Raw genomic sequence first — 16298 nt, 5'->3', positions numbered from 1 at the left:
CTTGTTGTAGAGTTAGCAAAAGCCCCGGTAGTATGGTAGCAAACATGCTATTCTGCGGGCCGGCAGCTACGGGCCGTGCCCTATACCAAAAAGTCCCCCAGCACGTTGCCTAGGCGCGAGAACGCCTTTTCTGTGCAACCTCCGCCACTTTTTCGCTACTTTTGGCCATTCCCGGGCCGGCAGCGCCCTTTCTTGTAACGCCCCGCAATGAAGTTATTTCCACGCTTGGCGCTGGCCGCCACGCTCAGCACCGCGGCCCCGCTGGTAGCCGCAGCCCAGCAAACGCAGGTTTTTGCCGCCGACGAGCGTCATTTCCAGGAGGGCCTTGAGCTTTTTGACCGCGGTAAGTATGGTGCCGCCCAACAGTCTTTTCAGCGTTACCTCGACCAGACCCAACGCCGCACCGGCGAGCTGCGCGACCGCACCACCGACGCGGAATATTATTACGCCGTAGCGGGGCTCTACCTGTTTCACCCCGATGCCGAAGACCGGATTCTGGCCTTCGCGGCTAATAACCCAGCGCACCCGAAGGCTGCCGAGGCGTTTTTTCAACTCGGAAAATTTTATTTCGATAAGAAGACCTACGCCAAGGCCGCTGAGTATATGCAGCGCGTCGGCCCCGACAACTTAACGCTGGAGCAGCGTGAGGAATCAGAGTTTAAGCTGGCTTACAGCTACTTTGCCCAGAAGGAGTTTGACAAAGCGCGCCTGCTATTCGACCGCACCAAGCAGGGCAGCTCGGAGTACCGCTATGCCAGCAGCTACTACGCCGGCTACCTGGCCTTCCGGGCGGGGGATTTTGCCGGTGCCCGCCGCGATTTGGCCGTGGCCGAGGAAAGCGAAGGCTACCGCCTCGTAGTGCCGGCCGTCATGACCCAGATTTATTACAAGGAAGGTGACTTCGACGGCCTGATTGCCTACGGCTCGAAGGCATTGGCCCAAACGCCGTCGCCCCAGGGTGCCGACGAAATTCAGCTGTTGGTAGGCGACGCCTTTTACCAGAAAGGCGACTTTCAGAGCGCGGCCGAGTATTTTAACCGCTACGCTGCTGGCCGCAAGAAAATGGAGCCGACGGTGCAGTACAAAATTGGGTACGCCAATTATAAGATGGGCGACTTCAAGGGGGCCGTCAATGGCCTGAAAGGCGTGGCGGCCCGTAAGGACTCGCTGGGTCAGAATGCGGCCTATCATATGGGCTTGAGCTATTTGCAGCTCAAGCAGAAGCAGCCTGCCTTGAACGCTTTCGATGCCGCCCGCAATGCTACTTTCGACCGCAACATCACCGAAAACGCCACGCTCAAATACGCGCAGGTGAACTACGAGCTGGGCAATGCCCGGGAAGTTATTGCCTCGCTGAAAGACTTTAACAAGAAGTTTCCGCGTTCCAAAAATGCGGCGGCGGCAGACGATATTCTGAGTGAGAGCTTTTTGAACTCATCGGATTACGCCCAAGCCATCAGTTACCTCGAGGGCCTGGACAACCGCAGTAGCCGCCTGAACGCGACGTATCAGCGCGTGACTTACCTGCAGGCCGCCACGCTCTACAACAATAGCAAGTTTAATGAGGCGCTGCCCTTGCTGGATAAGTCGCTCAAGTATCCGCAGGACGACGCCCTGCGCGCCGCCGCCCAGGTGTTGCGCGGCGAGATTTATAGTATTGGTCAGAAGTATCCCGAAGCCATTCAGAGCTATACGGCCGCCGCGCGCACGGCCCGCTCCGGCAGCGCCGCCGAGACGGACTTCGACCAGAAAGCCCGCTATGGCCTGGGCTACGCGTATTACAACACCAAGCAATATGATCGGGCGCGGCCTCAGTTTCAGGCGTATTTGAAGGACGCCGAAACCCGTAAGCCAGGCGACGACCCGAACTACTACGACGTGACGCTGCGCCTGGCCGATACCTATTATGTGGCCAAAGATTACAAACAGGCCCTGACTGGCTACGACAAAGTCATTGCTTCCAACGCCTCTGATAAGGACTACGCCTATTACCAGAAAAGTGTAACCTTGGGTTTATTAGGTCGTCAGGGAGAAGCTACGAACACGCTGAATACTTTGCTTAAAACCGCCCCCCAGTCGCGCTACGCCGACGACGCGGTGTTCCAGCAGGCCCAGTTTGAGTTTGAGGGGGGTAATTTTCAGCCTGCCGTGGATGGGTTTTCGCGTCTGATTCGGGCCCGGCCCAATAGCGCCCTGATTCCGCAGGCCTTGCAGAAGCGGGGCGTGGCTTACGCCAACCTCAACCAGCATGATAAAGCCGTGGCCGATTTCCGCCAGGTACTGGAACGTTTTCCTCGTACCAAGTCGGCAACTAATGCGCTGTCGGGCCTGCAGGAAAGCCTGGCAGCGCTAGGCCGCACGGAGGATTTCGATCAGGCCCTGGGCCAGTACAAGCAGCAGAATCCGCAGAGCGGAGCCACGGAGAGCGTGGAGTTTGAAGCGGCGAAGTCATTGTACACCGCCGAGAAGTACGCTCAGGCTATTCCCCGGCTGGAAGCTTACCTGAAGCAGTACCCTGCTACGGCTCTGGCGGCCGACGGACGCTATTTCCTCAGTGATTCGTACCTGAAAACCGGGAAGCAGGCTGAGGGCCTGGCCGGGCTGAAAAATGTAGTAACAGAGGGCAAGAGCGAGTTTGTGAACCGGGCCGTGGGTCGGGTGGCTGACCTGGAGTTTGCTAATAAAAACTACCCCGAAGCCATCAAGTACTACACCCGCCTGCGGGAGGTGTCGCAGAACAAGCGCGACGTGGCCAACGCTGGCATTGGGCTAATGCTGAGCTACTATGAGAGCGGCGACTACGACGGCACCCGCCGCGTAGCCCAGGAGCTGCGCGCCCTGGGTAGCGCTTCGCTTAATGCTACGAATGCTGCTCTGCTGTATCTGGGCAAAGCCAGCTACAAAGCCGGCAACCTCGATCAGGCTATTCCAGAGTTGACCACGGCTGCGGCCACCGCCACCGACGAGAACGGAGCCGAAGCACAATACCTGTTGGCCCAGATTCTATTCGAGCAGAAGAAATACCCCGAGGCACTGGACGCGGCTTATAAAACCAATGCCTCCAAGTACCAGCTATGGCAGGGTCGGGGCTTCCTGCTCATCGCCGACATCTATACCTTGCAGGGTGATAATTTTCAGGCCCGCGCCACGTTGAATTCTATCGTCGACAACAAGTTTCCGGTGGCGGAAATCATTGAAGGTGCCAAGCAGCGTCTGGCTGCTTTGCCCGCCGATGGAGCTGCGCCTGCACCAGCAAGCGGTAGTGCCAAACCAGCCCCCACGCCCGCCGCGGGGGGCAAAATGACGCCCGCAAAACCGGCTTCACCGGCCGCTCGCCGGGCTGCTGCGCGTCAGTCTTTGCAGCCTACTCAAACTCAGTCCACTGACTCTACCGCTTCCCCCGTACCTGTGGAAGAATAGATGGGAGCTTATTTTGCTTGGTATAATAAATAATTGATTTACAATTGGTTGAATATAGTAAGCTTAATCTAAGCTTCTATTCGGTCTAACTCCCTTGCTATGACGCTTCGCTCGCCTTACTCCCTGGCTTTGGCCGCTTTGCTGGCCGCGGCCGCACCCCGCGTTTCGTGGGCGCAGCAGCGGCCGGGGGGCAAAATTGAAGACGCCGAAATCGAAATAGTGAAGGAGCGGGTGAACGAGTTGCCCGAGGCGACGCGCAACTTTGATAAGATCAAAGTGGAGGCCCCGACCCCGCAGGCGCAGGCAGTGCCGTACACCTATCCCGACTTCCGCCTGCCCGCCGACCGGCTCAATCCTTCTGTGCGTGTACTGACCATCAAGCAGGAAGAATTAGCCCCCCAGACCGGCAATTACCTGAAGGGCGCATTGGGCAACTATGGCACCCTCTACGGAAAAGCCTACCTGCACAATACCCGCAGCGACGCCGCTTCCTACGGCCTCGATTTCAGCCATATTTCCTCGTCGCGCGGCCCCGTAGACCGTAAGAACTCCAGCCTGAGTCAAACCAGTCTGGGCCTGAACGGCGAAACTTACAGCGGCACGGCTGCGCTGGGAGCTAAGCTGGATCTGGGCCGGGAACGCTACAACTTCTACGGCTACAACCGCGAGACCCAGAATTTGCCCCCCGATGTCGATGATATTAAGCAGGTGTTCACCCGCGCCGCCGCCCGGATTTACGCCCGCAACCGCGCCACCGATGCCGCCTTGCAATATGACTTCGGCGTAGGTTTTAACTACTGGAAAGACCGGTTCGCGGCCAGCGAGAACAACTTCAACGCCTCGTTGCGCTCAGCTTATGCATTAGGCGAGAAAGGGCGCATAGCCTTGAATGGCGACGTTTCCTTTATCTCTCAGAAGGATGAGCTAACCACTACCAGCCGGCCATTTGTGCAGGTTACGCCGGCGTTTGAGGCAAATCTGAACCGGCTGGCGGTATCGGTGGGAGCCACCCTGGGGTACACTGGCGATACTATAGGCACGGCTTCGCAGTTCAATGTGTATCCGGCCATTCGCCTGGGCTACACCGTGACCGAAGATAAATTCGTGGTATTTGGCGGCCTGGGTGGGGCCTTGCAGCGTGTAACCATGTACGACCTCACTACCGAAAACCCCTGGCTCGCTCCCAACCAGCGCGTAGCCGACACGCACCGCGGCCCAACCGTCTACGGGGGCTTCACGGCTACGCCTGCGCGTGGCCTTTCGGTGAGTGCCAAGGTCACGGCTTCCAACGACCGTAACTTGTACTTCTACGCCAACAGCCCCACGGATACCTCACGCTTTGATCTGGTGTACGACCGCAAATCCACCCAATTGCTCAACGTTCATGGAGAAATACTTTATAACGCCGCCGAGCAGTTTCGTCTGGGCGTGAAGGCTGATTATAATGGGTATAACACCAAGACTTTGGCTGAAGCGTTTCACCGCCCGGCTTTCCAATCTGCGCTGTTCGGGACGTATAATATGGGTGATAAAATCCTGCTGGGCGCGGAGTTATATACCTACAGCTCCAGTTTCGGAGTAGGATATAAGCGCTCGGGGACTACGGGCACCCTCACGCAAGTAGTGCGTCCCACCGACACGGTAGTAGATTTGAACCTGCGTGGCGATTATCGTTTCTCGGAAAATCTGTCAATCTTTGCTTTAGGCAACAATTTGCTGGGCCGCAAGTACGAGCGTTTCCTGAACTACCCGGTGAAGGGCATCAACGTGCTGGCGGGCGTGACTTATGATTTTTAATTTTTTACTGCGCTAATAAGCTGGTAAGGAATAGCATATTCCGAAGCATCTGCTTTTAAGAATGAGCTCACTTGCAGTAGCGTATCAACTCAGTAAAAGTCAACACATCAGAAACACAACAGACCGACTTTGCCGATTTCCGACCATATCCTCAGCTTGCTCCGGGACCACGATTGCGTGATTATTCCCGGTTTCGGTGGCCTCATCGCCGATTACGCCCCAGCCCGGATTCATCCGGTGCGCCACACCCTGACACCTCCCACCAAAACCGTAGCCTTCAACGGTGCCCTCACCCGCAACGATGGCCTATTGGTTGATGCTCTGAGCCACACCTTGGGCGTGCCAGCCTCAGAAGCCCGGCAAATGGTGCGTCATGCTGTGGGCCATTTGCAGGCTGAGCTGGATAGCGCCCAGCGCACAGAACTGCCTGGTATCGGCATATTTCGCCGGGCTTTTGGCCGAGGTCTGGAGTTTGAGTACACGGGAACTCAGAACCTGCTTGCAGCCAGCTACGGGTTGCCTGAGCTGGTTTCGCGGCCGGTACGGGCTACCGATGCTCTGCTGGCTCGGGAAAGGCAGCCTACGGGGCCTCAGCTCACGGTAGCAGGTCGCTCACGGCGTTCGGCGCGGGTGTTCAATGTGGCCGCTGCCACTATCCTTACCGGGCTGATGCTGTCGGCGGGCTACCTGTTTGCTTTGCGCCTGGGCCACCTGCCCGACAGCGTACGTGCAGTACCGGCTTCGTGGGTAGCGCAGGAGCAGAAAATGCCCCCCAGCGCGGTGAAGCCAAACGCCAATGCCCGGCAACAGGCTACTTTGGCAAATCATGGCTGGAGCGAAGAGTTCGTGCCCGATGGTGCTCCCGATGCCAAGGCTCCGGTAACCGTACCAACCGCCGAAATTGCTGACTGGGACGCGGCGAAACCAGTTGATGCAGCCTCCACTGCTCTCACTAATGTCAACCAGCTGGGGGAACCGGCCGCTAAGCCTATGGCTGCTGCTAAGGCGGTTGCAGTTCCTAAAGCTATTGTAGCACCTGCTCCGGCAAAGCCAGCGACTGTGGCAAAGGTTACCCCCGCTGCAACGCCCGCTACAGCTACTTCGGCTACAACAATTAAAAACCGTACGGGCCGTTTCTACGTGGTGGCGGGCAGCTTCGATACACCTCGTAGCGTGGAGAAAGCTCGTGCTGCTTTAGCCCGCAAAAACCGTCCTGCGCAGATATTGTGGCCCGTGCGCCCAACGCGGGCTTCTGCAGGCAGCCGCTTCTACCGCCTTACAGTAGGTGAATTTACTGACCGCGCTTCGGCGGACCGCAGCCTTTCTCAATTACGCAAACAATACGGCTCAGCACTCTGGGTTCTTAAGTACTAAAATGACATCATTGCTCCTGCAAATCACCACCACTGCTCCCCTTGATACCGCGGCTGTTGCCGCCAATGCTGCAGCCAATGCCGCTGCCCCCGAGCTTTCCCTTATTGATTTGGTGTTGCAGGGCGGGTGGGTAATGATTCCCATTTTCATTCTCTTCTCTATCTCTGTTTTCATCATTCTGGAGCGCTACATCACCATTCGCAAAGCCACCAGCAACCCCGATTCCTTTATGGGGGGCATTCGGGGGCTGATGGTGAAAGGCGATTTGCAGGGAGCCAAAATGCTGTGCGCTCAGAACGCTTCTCCTTTGGCACGCATGATTGAGAAGGGTATTCGCCGCATTGGCTTACCGCTCAAAGACATTGAAACGAGTGTTGAGAACGTGGGCAAAATCGAGATTGCCCGTCTGGAAAAGAACATTAGCATTCTCGGTATTATTGCTGGTATTGCCCCCATGCTGGGCTTCGTGGGCACGATTATCGGCGTAATCAAGATTTTCTACGCCATCAGCACCACCGGCGACTTCGGTATCGCTCAGATTTCGGGCGGTTTGTATACCAAGATGGTCACGTCGGCGGCTGGTCTTATCGTTGGCATTATCGCGCACGTCGGCTACCACTGGCTCAGTATCATGGTTGAGCGCCTGGTTTTTCGTATGGAGAACTCGGCCATTGAGTTCATGGATATCTTGCAGGATAACTAGATGCTACGCTTAATGAAGAATTAGGAATGAAGAATGAGGAATTGACGAACGTATCCCTCATTAAGCGAAGTGCCCTCAATTCCTCATTCTTCATTCCTAATTCTTCATTCAAATAAGATGAACCTCAGCCGCCGCCGCAAGCTTTCCTCGCACGTCGAGACCAGCTCGATGAACGACATCATGTTCTTCCTGATGCTGTTCTTTCTGATTGTGAGCACGATGGTAAATCCCAACGTGATTAAGCTGCTTTTGCCGAATGCCCGTTCGGGCAAGGCCGTGATGAAAGAAACCATCAATATCTCCGTTGACGCCGCTGGGCAGTATTTTCTGGACCGTCAGCCCGTGACGTCCACGGATTTAGAATCAGCCCTTAGTAAGCGTGTAGCCGGCCTCGATCAGCCCACGGTAGTGTTGCGCGTTGATGCCTCTTTGAACGTGCAGAAGCTGGTTGATATCCTCGAAATCGGCAACCGCCTGAAGGTGAAAATGGTCATGGCCACGCAGGCTCAGCAGAGTGCAGGTCGTGGGTAGGAACGCGCCATTACTGGTTTGCGTTGAATAACTCGGTACCCTAATTAAGACAACCCATGGCACTCGATTACCGCGAACATCACCGCCAAGAGGCGCTAGTCGGGACGGTGGTCGTTCATGTCTTGCTGTTATTACTGTTTATTTTCACCGTTTTTAAAGGCCCTGATCCGCCGCTGACGGAAATTGGCGGCGGCGGCGTAGAGCTGAACTACGGTGTAGACGAAGCCGGCTACGGTGATATTCAAACCTTAGCCCAAGCCAATAACTCGCGCAACACGAACGACAGCCGCCCGCCGGCCCGCAACCCTGATCCGCAGCCCGCGCCCCAGCCGACGCGGGCCGCCGCGCCTACGCCGCCAGATGCCGCCGAGGAGAAAATCGTGACCAGCGAAGCGGAAGAAAGCCCCGTAAAAATTCCGCCGGTTGAGCGCCCTGTGCCGCGCAAGGAAGTGGTGCGCGAAACTCCGCCCGTAGAAAAGCCTGAACCGGTTAAGGAAGTAGTACGCGAAGCCCCTCCGGCTCCGAAGCCCCGCACGCTGTACACGCCCAAGGGCAGTGATGATGGTGGTGGCAACGGTTCTGCCGGCACCAGCAACACGCCCACCGGCAATAACAATGGCGACCGACCCGGCGCTACCGGCGACCAGGGTAATCCTAAAGGAAGCCTTGATGCCCGTGCTCTCTATGGCACGCCGGGCAGTGGCGGGGGCGATGGTGGAGGCTCGGGGGGCGGCAGTGGCTCCGGCGACGGCTTTGGCAACGGTGGCTGGGCTTTCGCTAATAAGCCCCAACCCCCGCTGGTTGATAATCAGGGTGGCTACTTACGCTTTAAAATCACGATTGATGGCGAAGGCGAGATTGTCTCAGTTAATAAAGTGGGCGGCACGATGTCGGCTACGCAGGTAGAGGCTTGCCTTAAAACGATTCGCGAACGATTTTCCTTCCGCAAAACGCGCTCTGATCCGGGCGGGGGGGTAGGCTATATCACCTTCCGCTTCCGGTTGGAGTAGGTCTTGATTTCGCTTGTTTCTATAATCGCCGGTCGGATTTATCCGGCCGGCGGTTTTCTTTTGCACTCGAATTAACTCATCTTTCTCCTTTATTGACTAATGAAGGAAGTGAGGTGATCAATAAATTTTCTTGTTGCCTCAACCCATGACTTACGCCGAAACGCTGGCTTATCTGTACGAGCAACTGCCCATGTTTCAGCGGGTTGGGGCGGCAGGATTTAAGAAAGGCTTGGGCAATACGCAAGTGCTAGCGGCCGCGCTGGGCAACCCGGAGCGGAAGTTTAGGAGCGTGCATGTGGCGGGCACCAATGGCAAGGGCAGTAGCTCGCATCTGCTCGCGTCCGTGTTGCAGGCAGCCGGCTACAAAGTGGGTTTGTACACTTCTCCCCACCTGCGAGAGTTTACGGAGCGTATAAAAATAAACGGCCAGGAATTGCCCCCCGAGTATCTCGTGGCTTTCGTGGAGCAATGGCGACCGTTGTTTGAGGAGGTAAAACCGTCTTTTTTCGAGATGTGCGTGGCTCTGGCTTTCCGGTACTTCGCCGACGAAAAAGTCGATATCGCCATTGTGGAGGTCGGCTTGGGTGGGCGGCTTGACTCCACCAATATTATCACTCCGCTGGTGTCGCTGATCACGAATATCAGCTTCGATCATCAGGCTTTGCTAGGCGATACGCTCCCGCTGATTGCGGCTGAGAAAGCAGGTATCATAAAGGCTGGCGTGCCGGCCGTTGTTAGTCAGACCCAGCCGGAAGTCGTCGCCGTTTTTGCGGAAGCCGCTCGTAGCCTGGCCGCACCGCTTACCTTTGCTGATCAGCACTATTACGCCACCATAATTGCCCCCCAGTCTCCAGAAGCAGAGTCGCAGCGGGTGCGCGTGACGCTCAATGGCACCGTGTTGCTCGATGAGCTTGAGCTTGGCTTGGTAGGCGACTATCAGCGCCTGAATCTGCCGGGCGTGCTGGCCGTGCTGAATGAATTGCGGCAGCAAAATTTTGGTATTCCCGAAGCGGCCGTGCGCCAGGGGCTGCGCGATGTGCGTCAGCTTACGGGCCTTCGGGGGCGTTGGAGCATTATCGGCCGCCGGCCGCTGGTAGTGTGTGATACGGGCCATAATGAAGCCGGCCTGCGCCTGGTAACCGCCCAGCTGGCGCGGCTCACGTACCGGCAGCTGCACGTAGTGCTGGGCGTGGTCAATGATAAAGATGTAACCCAGATGCTCACCATTTTGCCCCCCACGGCCATCTACTACTTTTGCCAGGCTGGCATCCCGCGGGCCCTGCCCGCCGCCGAGCTAGCCGAGCGAGCGGCCACGGTTGGGCTCCGGGGGGCAATTTACGGGCCTGTATCGGCGGCGGTGAAGGCTGCCCGCCTAGCGGCCGGGCCCGATGATGTAGTATTTATCGGTGGCAGTACTTTTGTGGTGGCGGAGGTGGAGGAGCTGTACGAATAGGAGCGAGGGTAGCTCGTGCCTATCTCTTACTTGCTTTGCTCATTACTTCCAATAAAAACGGCGGTCATGCAGAGCATTCCGCGTGACTATCTACTAAGAGTAGGGCTTACGCAGTTGAAATAAAAAATATTGAAAATTAAGCAGTTAGTGTAGTCACAAAAGCGACGGGGCAACCTGAAAAAAGCCCCCAGGGGCGGTAGAGGCGATTTCGCACAGGCAACTGCGTAAGCCCTAAAGATAAATCAATAAGTCAAAAGAATGAGTCGAGTGAAACTAGTACGCTTCGCCAGCAACGCGGAGCGGGCCGATATCGTGGAGCCGGGCAAAGCCAACTACGAGCAGCTGGGGGGGCGCTGGCACCAGGATTTCTTTCAAAATGACAACCCCATTACCCTGGAAATGGGCTGCGGCAAGGGCGACTACACCGTAGGGCTGGCCGCGCGCTATCCCGAGCGCAACTTTCTGGGCCTCGATATAAAGGGCGACCGAATATGGCGAGGCAGTACCCGCGCCGAGGAGCTGGATCTGACCAACGTGGGCTTCGTGCGCACCCGCGCCGAGGCGCTGGCCGCTCATTTTGCCCCCCAGGAGCTAGCCGAAATCTGGGTCACTTTCCCCGACCCCCGACCCCGCGACCGGGATATCAAGCGCCGGCTTACCTCCCCGCGCTTTCTCAATCTGTACCAGGAAATACTACGGGCTGGCGGTCTGGTTCACCTCAAAACCGACGATACGCCGCTCTACGAATATACTTTGGAGGTTTTGCAAAACCGCCGCGCTGCCCGCATCCTGGCCCACACCGCTGATATGTATGCCACGCCTGAGATGTTGCCCCACGCCGAGGATATTCAAACCCATTATGAGCGCCGCTTCCGGGCCGAGGGCATTGCCATCAAGTACATTCAGTTTACGCTGAGCTAACCCTGCATCATGCCCGCCGTGCGTCCCGTACCTATCGAAACCTTGCCCTTGTTTCCCATTCTGGATGAGAAGCTGCTTGCCTTTCTTAAGGATTTGCAGCCCGCAGAATGGCAGCGGCAAACCGTGGCACCGCAATGGAAGGTGATGGATGTGGCCCTGCACCTGCTGGCTGGCAACCTGCAAACCCTGTCTATGCTGCGCGACGGTTATTTTGGGGTGCAACCCGCCGATCCGAATAGCTACGAGGGCATCGTGCAGTTTCTGAATAAGCTGAACGCTGATTGGATAAAAGCCGCCCGGCGGTTGAGTCCGCGCATCGTGCTGGAGCTGCTTGAGTCGTCGGGGCAGGAATACACGGCTTTTTTGCGGACGCTGGACCCGTGGGAGCAGGCTGCTTTTGCCGTGGGGTGGGCCGGAGAGCAAACCTCGCTCAACTGGTTTCACATCGCCCGCGATTACACCGAAAAGTGGCACCACCAGCAACAGATACGGCAGGCGGTGGGGCGAGGGGAAAATGAGTTACTAACCAAAGAATTATATCACCCTTTTCTGGCAACCGGCATCCGGACGCTGCCGCATCATTACCGCTACCTGTCGGCCGAGCTTGGGCAAACGCTGCAATTCAGCGTAACAGGCGCAGGTGGCGGCACCTGGTACCTTCACTACAGCAGTGCCGGGCAGTGGGAGCTACAGGAAAGCGCCGCTGGGCCTTTGGTCGCTACCGTGACTATTGATGGAGCCGTGGCTTGGCGATTGTTTACTAAAAGTCTGCCCCGCCCGCAAGCCGAAGCCTACGTTCGGATAACGGGCGATGAACGATTGGGGCAGCAGGTGTTTGATCTACTAATGGTGCTGGGCTAACGGTAGCTTGGTTTAGTCCTCTTCCAGCGCCTCAAATACCGCCGCTAGCTCCTCAAAATCACGCAAGCCCGGCTTAATTTCGTTGCCGCCATCGAGAATAAGGCCTGCGGGCTGAATGACGCTAAGCAAGCCGGACACATTGGCGGCAGTTATGGTGCCGCTCAGCCAGAGTGGAAGTTGGGTAGCACAAGAGTAGAAGCGGAAAAGCCCTGGCGCTAAGCAGGACCGAGGTAAGCCCGGAAGGTAGCGCCCGCGCCCACCTGGCTGTCCACTTCTAGGTGGCCGCCCTTAGCGAGCAGCAGGCGGTTGACGAGGTAGAGGCCCACGCCGGTGCCCTCGACGTGGGCGTGAAAGCGGCGAAAGAGCTGGAACAGCTCGGGGCCGTGACCAGCGGCGTCGAAGCCCACGCCGTTGTCTTTCACCCACAGCACGGGCTCGCCGGCCGCGAGCCAGAGCGAGCAGTGGATGCGGGCGGGGCGGGTGGGGTCGGCGTACTTCAGTGCGTTGCTGAGCAGGTTGAGCAGGACGGTGTGCAGGCTGGCCCGCGGGTAGGTGAGCGTGGGCCGGGCGGCGAAGTCGGTGCTGACGCGGGCATTGGCCGCACGCACCTGCGGTTCCAGCGTGTGCAGGATTTCCTCGACCAAGGCCTCCAGCATCATCGGCTCGGCCGGGGCGTGCGCCGCCTGCTGGGCCCGGCCCAGGGCGGCTAGGTCGTCGAGGGAAGTGCTGAGCTGGTGCAGGGCCTGGGTAATGAGGGGCACCAGTAGGGCTTCTTCGGCGGCATCGGTGAAAGAAACACCGCGGCGCAGCTCGTCGAAGAGGCCGGCCAAGTTGAGCACGGGCAATTTAAGGTCGTGACTGGCCGCGTACACGAAGTTGTCGAGGTCCTGGTTGGCATAGGTGAGCTGGGCATTGCTGTGGCTGAGGGCCTCGTTGGCGACCTGGCTCGCGCCATGGGCCGTGTGCAGGGTTGCGTAGTTGGCGGCCAGCTCCTGGCCCACATGTTCGAGGCGCCGGCGGGCCAGTACCTGTTCGGTCACGTCGGTGGCCACCACCGTGATGCCGCTGATGCGGCCGTCGGCATCGGGCAGGGGCTGGTACACGAAATTCCAGTACACGGTGTCGCGCTGGCCGGCGCGGTCGAGGACGTCCATAAGCTGGGTACGTTCTGCCTCCTCGACCAGAAGCAGCGCTACCTAAATGAAGCCCAATAGCTGATTCTGCAGGATCTGGCTGCTATTGCGATGGACGAGATTGAGCTGCGCCTGGCCGCGCGGCTGGCGGCGCAGGAAAATGCCCGGCGAGTGGCCGAGCTGCAGCAGCAGATGCCCCGCAAGGCCTGGACGCTGGCTAGGTGGTCCTCAGGCGGCCAGCGGCGTCGGGCGCGTGCCGAGCCGCTGCAGGACGGTGACCAGCTCCTCGCCGACCCGGTCGATGCGGGTGAGGCCCCGGCGGGCTTCGTCAATCTGCCCGTGGCGGTACTGGGTGGCCAGCTCGCGGCCGGTGCTGAGCAACTGCTGGAGCAGGCGCTCGGCTTCGCGCACGTCGGGGTGGCCAGGGTAGCGGGGCTTCACCTCCGTGCTCAGCCACTGGCCCAGGGCGCTGCCCTGCGGCGAGAACAGGGCCTCGTCGGCCTCGCGCACGCCGTAGAGCACCGAGCGCAGCTGCGACTTAAACAGAATCTGCTTAATGCGGGCTTGCTGAAAATCGAGGGTAGTAAGGTCCATGGGTAAGCGAGTGGGCAAAGGTAGAGGAGCACACTTTCTTACTTAGGAAGCAGCCGGGGGCAGAGCCGTGAGGGTTTCCAGCTTCTGCCGGGCCTGCACCATTTCCGTCACCTCGAAAGCGAAGACGAAAATGCCCACTATTGTTCCATTCTCCTTAAAAGCCTGATAGGTGAAATCGAAGTACCGGTCCTCGGGGGGGGCCGTGGGGTAGCGCTGCAGCCGCGCCAGCACTTCTTTGCCGTAGAACGGCTCGCCGGTTTGGTACACCTGGTCGAGCAGGGCCAGGAAGCCTTGCTCGGCGATTTCGGGTATCACCTCTACCGAGGGGTGGCCCAGGAACTCGCGGCCGGGCAACAGCTCCTCGTACAGCGGGTTGGCCAGCTCGAACACGTACTGCGGGCCCCGCAGGATGGCGATGAGGGCCGGGGCCTGCATGAAGAGGGTGTGGAAGGTTTCGCGCTGGGACTGGGCCAGCTGGTAGGCCCGGTACGACTGGTCGGAGAGGACGGCCTGCTCTTCGCTGGCCTGCAGCAGCTCCTGCACCATGAGCTTCTGGTCGTGGATGTCGGTGCAGCAGCCCACCCACATGGTGATGGCGCCGGCGGCACTGAGGCGCGGAATGCCCAGGGCCAGCACCCAGCGGTAGTCGCCGTCGGCGCAGCGGAGGCGGTATTCGGTCTGGTAGGACCGGCCCGACTCGTAGGCTCCGCGCCAGGCGGCGGCCGCACCGGCGCGGTCGTCGGGGTGCACGCCGTCGAGCCAGCCGGACTCGATTTCAGCCTCCAGGGGTTTGCCCGTAAATGTGAGCCAGCGCTGGTTGAAGTAGTCGGCCGAGCCGTCGGGGCGGGTGGTCCAGACCATGACGGGCAAGGACTCAAGGATAAAGCGGGAACGTTCCTGGCTTTCGAGCAGGTCGTGATGCGTGGCGGCGGCGCGGTGCGGCGCGGTCACGTCCTCGGTTTTGACCAGGATGGCCTGCACCCGGCCCTGCGCGTCGAGCTGGGGGTAGTTGGTGGTTTGCCAGTACCGCTCTTCCAGGCCGCCGCCCTGCTCGGCGGGACGCGTAATGTCGTAGCGGATGCGGGGCATGGTGTGGGGCGTGGCGTGCTGGCGCACGTGCTCGAAGGAGTCGGCAAATGCCCGCCAGTCATTCTGCTCTGCGCGGGGAAACACGTCGAACACGTTGCGCCCCACAATGGCGTCGCGCTGCCGGCGCGTGGTGGCCAGGTACCGGTCACTGGCGTCGAGAATGGTGTAGTCGGGCGCCAGCAGCAAATAATCCTCGGGCAGCTGCCACATGTAATAAAACGTGCCGGGGGCGGAGAGCGAAGGAGTCATGGAGCGAAAAAACAAAGCGGGTACCGGGCCCTTACATGCTGCGGAGCCACGCGGCGGCCGGGGCCAGGTCGCGGAACGGCATAAAGATAATGCCGGCGGCGGTTTGCTGCAAGGCCAGCTCGGCCGAGAGCTGGCTGTAGTGCTCGGGCGAGTACACCCACGAGAAGTAGCGGCAGCCCGCCGCGTGGAGCTGCGGGAAAAACACGTCGCTGCCCCACTGGGCCGCGTTGGCCCACAGGCCGGAGACGCGGGTGTTGTCGTTGAGCACTTTGGCGCAGCGCTCCTGCTGCAGCAGCTCGAGTACCTTCGGGGCCCCAGCCATGACCGTTTCGTCGTCGAGGTTGCCGTGCCAGTCGAGGTACAGCCAGTCGTCGGCGTAGTTATTAGGAGATAGTGAGGGTGGGAGTGTCGTAGAGGATGCGGTGGGCCATGGCAGGGAGTAGCTAGGCGGGTGTACGGCCCCGGTGAAGCGGGGTTGGGCCTGGCCTGCTACTAGCCGTTAGGTGCGGAAAGCTGTCGGCGAAAGTCACCCTTGGTTTGCAACGGGGCCGCTGGCTCCTTCCAGCCGATGGGCCGGTGCCGCCGCCGGGCGCTTACGGCACTTGCTGCAGCCATTCCTGCCCCGCTGCTTCGGAGTCGAACAGGTGGTAGGTGAGGGCGGCGGCCCGGGTTTCGGTCATAACCTGGCTCACGGAAAGGCGGACAAACGTGTCCTGGGGCAGCAGCACGGCCCCGTAGATGGTGGCGGTGCCGCGCTGCTCGGCCGTGAGCAAATAGTCGGCAATCCACTGGCCTTCCTCCGGCGTGAAGGGTGCCATCAGGCGCTGGTCGCCGAAAAGCTTGTGCCAGCCCCGCAGGCGTTGGCCCGTGTGGGCGAGGAAGGCCTGGAGATAGTCTAGCTTGCGGGGGCCGGGCTCATAGATGATATGGAGACCATCAAAAAGTGTGGAGCAGTGGTGATCAACCGCCTCTCGGGTTAATTTGGAAAGCCGTAATTGTTGGTAAAAGCAATGACCCAATCAGCAGTTCCTCCCCCCTCTTGCCTTTGATACTGACCGATTGCCCCACACTTGTTGATGCTCTCCAAGCCGAAGCCCACGTTCGGATAACGGGCGATGAACGATTGGGGCAGCAGGTGTTTGATCTACTAATGGTGCTGGGCT

At 59.1% G+C, this 16298-nt stretch carries 15 protein-coding genes; 9 read left to right on the top strand and 6 right to left on the bottom strand.

Annotation, left to right across the window (positions count from 1 at the left end; translation table 11 throughout):
- The first annotated feature begins 207 nt into the window (after window positions 1-207).
- The 9 genes from B9A24_RS18215 (at window position 208) to B9A24_RS18175 (ending at window position 12070) form a co-directional block, all read left to right on the top strand.
- On the top strand, window positions 208-3420 hold the full coding sequence (locus B9A24_RS18215) for a tetratricopeptide repeat protein (protein WP_084447446.1): 3213 nt from the start codon (window positions 208-210) through the stop codon (window positions 3418-3420).
- Between the two features lie 99 nt (window positions 3421-3519).
- Window positions 3520-5217 (top strand): TonB-dependent receptor, encoded by a 1698-nt coding sequence (locus tag B9A24_RS18210; protein ID WP_084447445.1) that lies wholly within the window; start codon window positions 3520-3522, stop codon window positions 5215-5217.
- 129 nt (window positions 5218-5346) lie between these two features.
- Window positions 5347-6591, top strand: coding sequence for an HU domain-containing protein (locus B9A24_RS18205; protein WP_143435037.1), 1245 nt, complete (start codon window positions 5347-5349; stop codon window positions 6589-6591).
- A 1-nt stretch (window position 6592) separates the two neighbouring features.
- The gene (locus B9A24_RS18200) at window positions 6593-7294 is read left to right on the top strand and encodes a MotA/TolQ/ExbB proton channel family protein (RefSeq protein ID WP_084447443.1); all 702 of its coding nucleotides are present in this window, start codon (window positions 6593-6595) and stop codon (window positions 7292-7294) included.
- A 117-nt stretch (window positions 7295-7411) separates the two neighbouring features.
- Complete coding sequence (locus B9A24_RS18195; RefSeq protein ID WP_084447442.1) at window positions 7412-7825, top strand: ExbD/TolR family protein; 414 nt, start codon at window positions 7412-7414, stop codon at window positions 7823-7825.
- 56 nt (window positions 7826-7881) lie between these two features.
- Complete coding sequence (locus tag B9A24_RS18190; RefSeq protein ID WP_084447441.1) at window positions 7882-8835, top strand: hypothetical protein; 954 nt, start codon at window positions 7882-7884, stop codon at window positions 8833-8835.
- Window positions 8836-8980: 145 nt separating this feature from the next.
- Window positions 8981-10288: a bifunctional folylpolyglutamate synthase/dihydrofolate synthase gene (locus tag B9A24_RS18185; protein WP_084447440.1), complete on the top strand. Its 1308-nt coding sequence runs from the start codon at window positions 8981-8983 to the stop codon at window positions 10286-10288.
- A 258-nt stretch (window positions 10289-10546) separates the two neighbouring features.
- Window positions 10547-11209, top strand: coding sequence for a tRNA (guanosine(46)-N7)-methyltransferase TrmB (trmB, locus tag B9A24_RS18180; RefSeq protein WP_084447439.1), 663 nt, complete (start codon window positions 10547-10549; stop codon window positions 11207-11209).
- 9 nt (window positions 11210-11218) lie between these two features.
- A complete protein-coding gene (locus B9A24_RS18175) occupies window positions 11219-12070 on the top strand; it encodes a maleylpyruvate isomerase N-terminal domain-containing protein (RefSeq protein WP_084447438.1) in 852 nt (283 codons plus the stop codon).
- A gap of 12 nt (window positions 12071-12082) precedes the next feature.
- Here B9A24_RS18175 and B9A24_RS23010 read toward each other — a convergent pair whose 3' ends face one another.
- The 6 genes from B9A24_RS23010 to B9A24_RS18150 form a co-directional block, all read right to left on the bottom strand.
- Entirely contained in the window at window positions 12083-12208 is a 126-nt protein-coding gene (locus B9A24_RS23010) for a hypothetical protein (RefSeq protein WP_262490611.1), read from the bottom strand.
- Window positions 12209-12285: 77 nt separating this feature from the next.
- On the bottom strand, window positions 12286-13254 hold the full coding sequence (locus B9A24_RS18170) for a sensor histidine kinase (protein WP_262490612.1): 969 nt from the start codon (window positions 13252-13254) through the stop codon (window positions 12286-12288).
- Window positions 13255-13431: 177 nt separating this feature from the next.
- The gene (locus tag B9A24_RS18165) at window positions 13432-13815 is read right to left on the bottom strand and encodes a CZB domain-containing protein (protein ID WP_143435036.1); all 384 of its coding nucleotides are present in this window, start codon (window positions 13813-13815) and stop codon (window positions 13432-13434) included.
- A gap of 24 nt (window positions 13816-13839) precedes the next feature.
- The gene (locus B9A24_RS18160; protein WP_084447435.1) at window positions 13840-15135 is read right to left on the bottom strand and encodes a PAS domain-containing protein; all 1296 of its coding nucleotides are present in this window, start codon (window positions 15133-15135) and stop codon (window positions 13840-13842) included.
- A gap of 31 nt (window positions 15136-15166) precedes the next feature.
- A complete protein-coding gene (locus B9A24_RS18155) occupies window positions 15167-15457 on the bottom strand; it encodes a hypothetical protein (protein WP_084447434.1) in 291 nt (96 codons plus the stop codon).
- Window positions 15458-15728: 271 nt separating this feature from the next.
- Window positions 15729-16154 (bottom strand): hypothetical protein, encoded by a 426-nt coding sequence (locus tag B9A24_RS18150; protein WP_084447433.1) that lies wholly within the window; start codon window positions 16152-16154, stop codon window positions 15729-15731.
- Window positions 16155-16298 lie beyond the last annotated feature (144 nt).

Source organism: Hymenobacter roseosalivarius DSM 11622, assembly GCF_900176135.1.
Lineage (GTDB): Bacteria > Bacteroidota > Bacteroidia > Cytophagales > Hymenobacteraceae > Hymenobacter > Hymenobacter roseosalivarius.
Note: the sequence above shows the minus strand (reverse complement) of the source record. Positions and strands in the feature narration are given on the sequence as shown.

Excerpts from the sequence above, each read along its gene's own strand:
- B9A24_RS18215 (WP_084447446.1), top strand. The coding sequence starts at position 208 with ATGAAGTTATTTCCACGCTTGGCGCTGGCCGCCACGCTCAGCACCGCG.
- B9A24_RS18210 (WP_084447445.1), top strand. The coding sequence starts at position 3,520 with ATGACGCTTCGCTCGCCTTACTCCCTGGCTTTGGCCGCTTTGCTGGCC.
- B9A24_RS18200 (WP_084447443.1), top strand. The coding sequence starts at position 6,593 with ATGACATCATTGCTCCTGCAAATCACCACCACTGCTCCCCTTGATACC.
- B9A24_RS18195 (WP_084447442.1), top strand. The coding sequence starts at position 7,412 with ATGAACCTCAGCCGCCGCCGCAAGCTTTCCTCGCACGTCGAGACCAGC.
- B9A24_RS18190 (WP_084447441.1), top strand. The coding sequence starts at position 7,882 with ATGGCACTCGATTACCGCGAACATCACCGCCAAGAGGCGCTAGTCGGG.
- B9A24_RS18185 (WP_084447440.1), top strand. The coding sequence starts at position 8,981 with ATGACTTACGCCGAAACGCTGGCTTATCTGTACGAGCAACTGCCCATG.
- trmB (WP_084447439.1), top strand. The coding sequence starts at position 10,547 with ATGAGTCGAGTGAAACTAGTACGCTTCGCCAGCAACGCGGAGCGGGCC.
- B9A24_RS18175 (WP_084447438.1), top strand. The coding sequence starts at position 11,219 with ATGCCCGCCGTGCGTCCCGTACCTATCGAAACCTTGCCCTTGTTTCCC.
- B9A24_RS18160 (WP_084447435.1), bottom strand. The coding sequence starts at position 15,135 with ATGACTCCTTCGCTCTCCGCCCCCGGCACGTTTTATTACATGTGGCAG.
- B9A24_RS18155 (WP_084447434.1), bottom strand. The coding sequence starts at position 15,457 with ATGGCTGGGGCCCCGAAGGTACTCGAGCTGCTGCAGCAGGAGCGCTGC.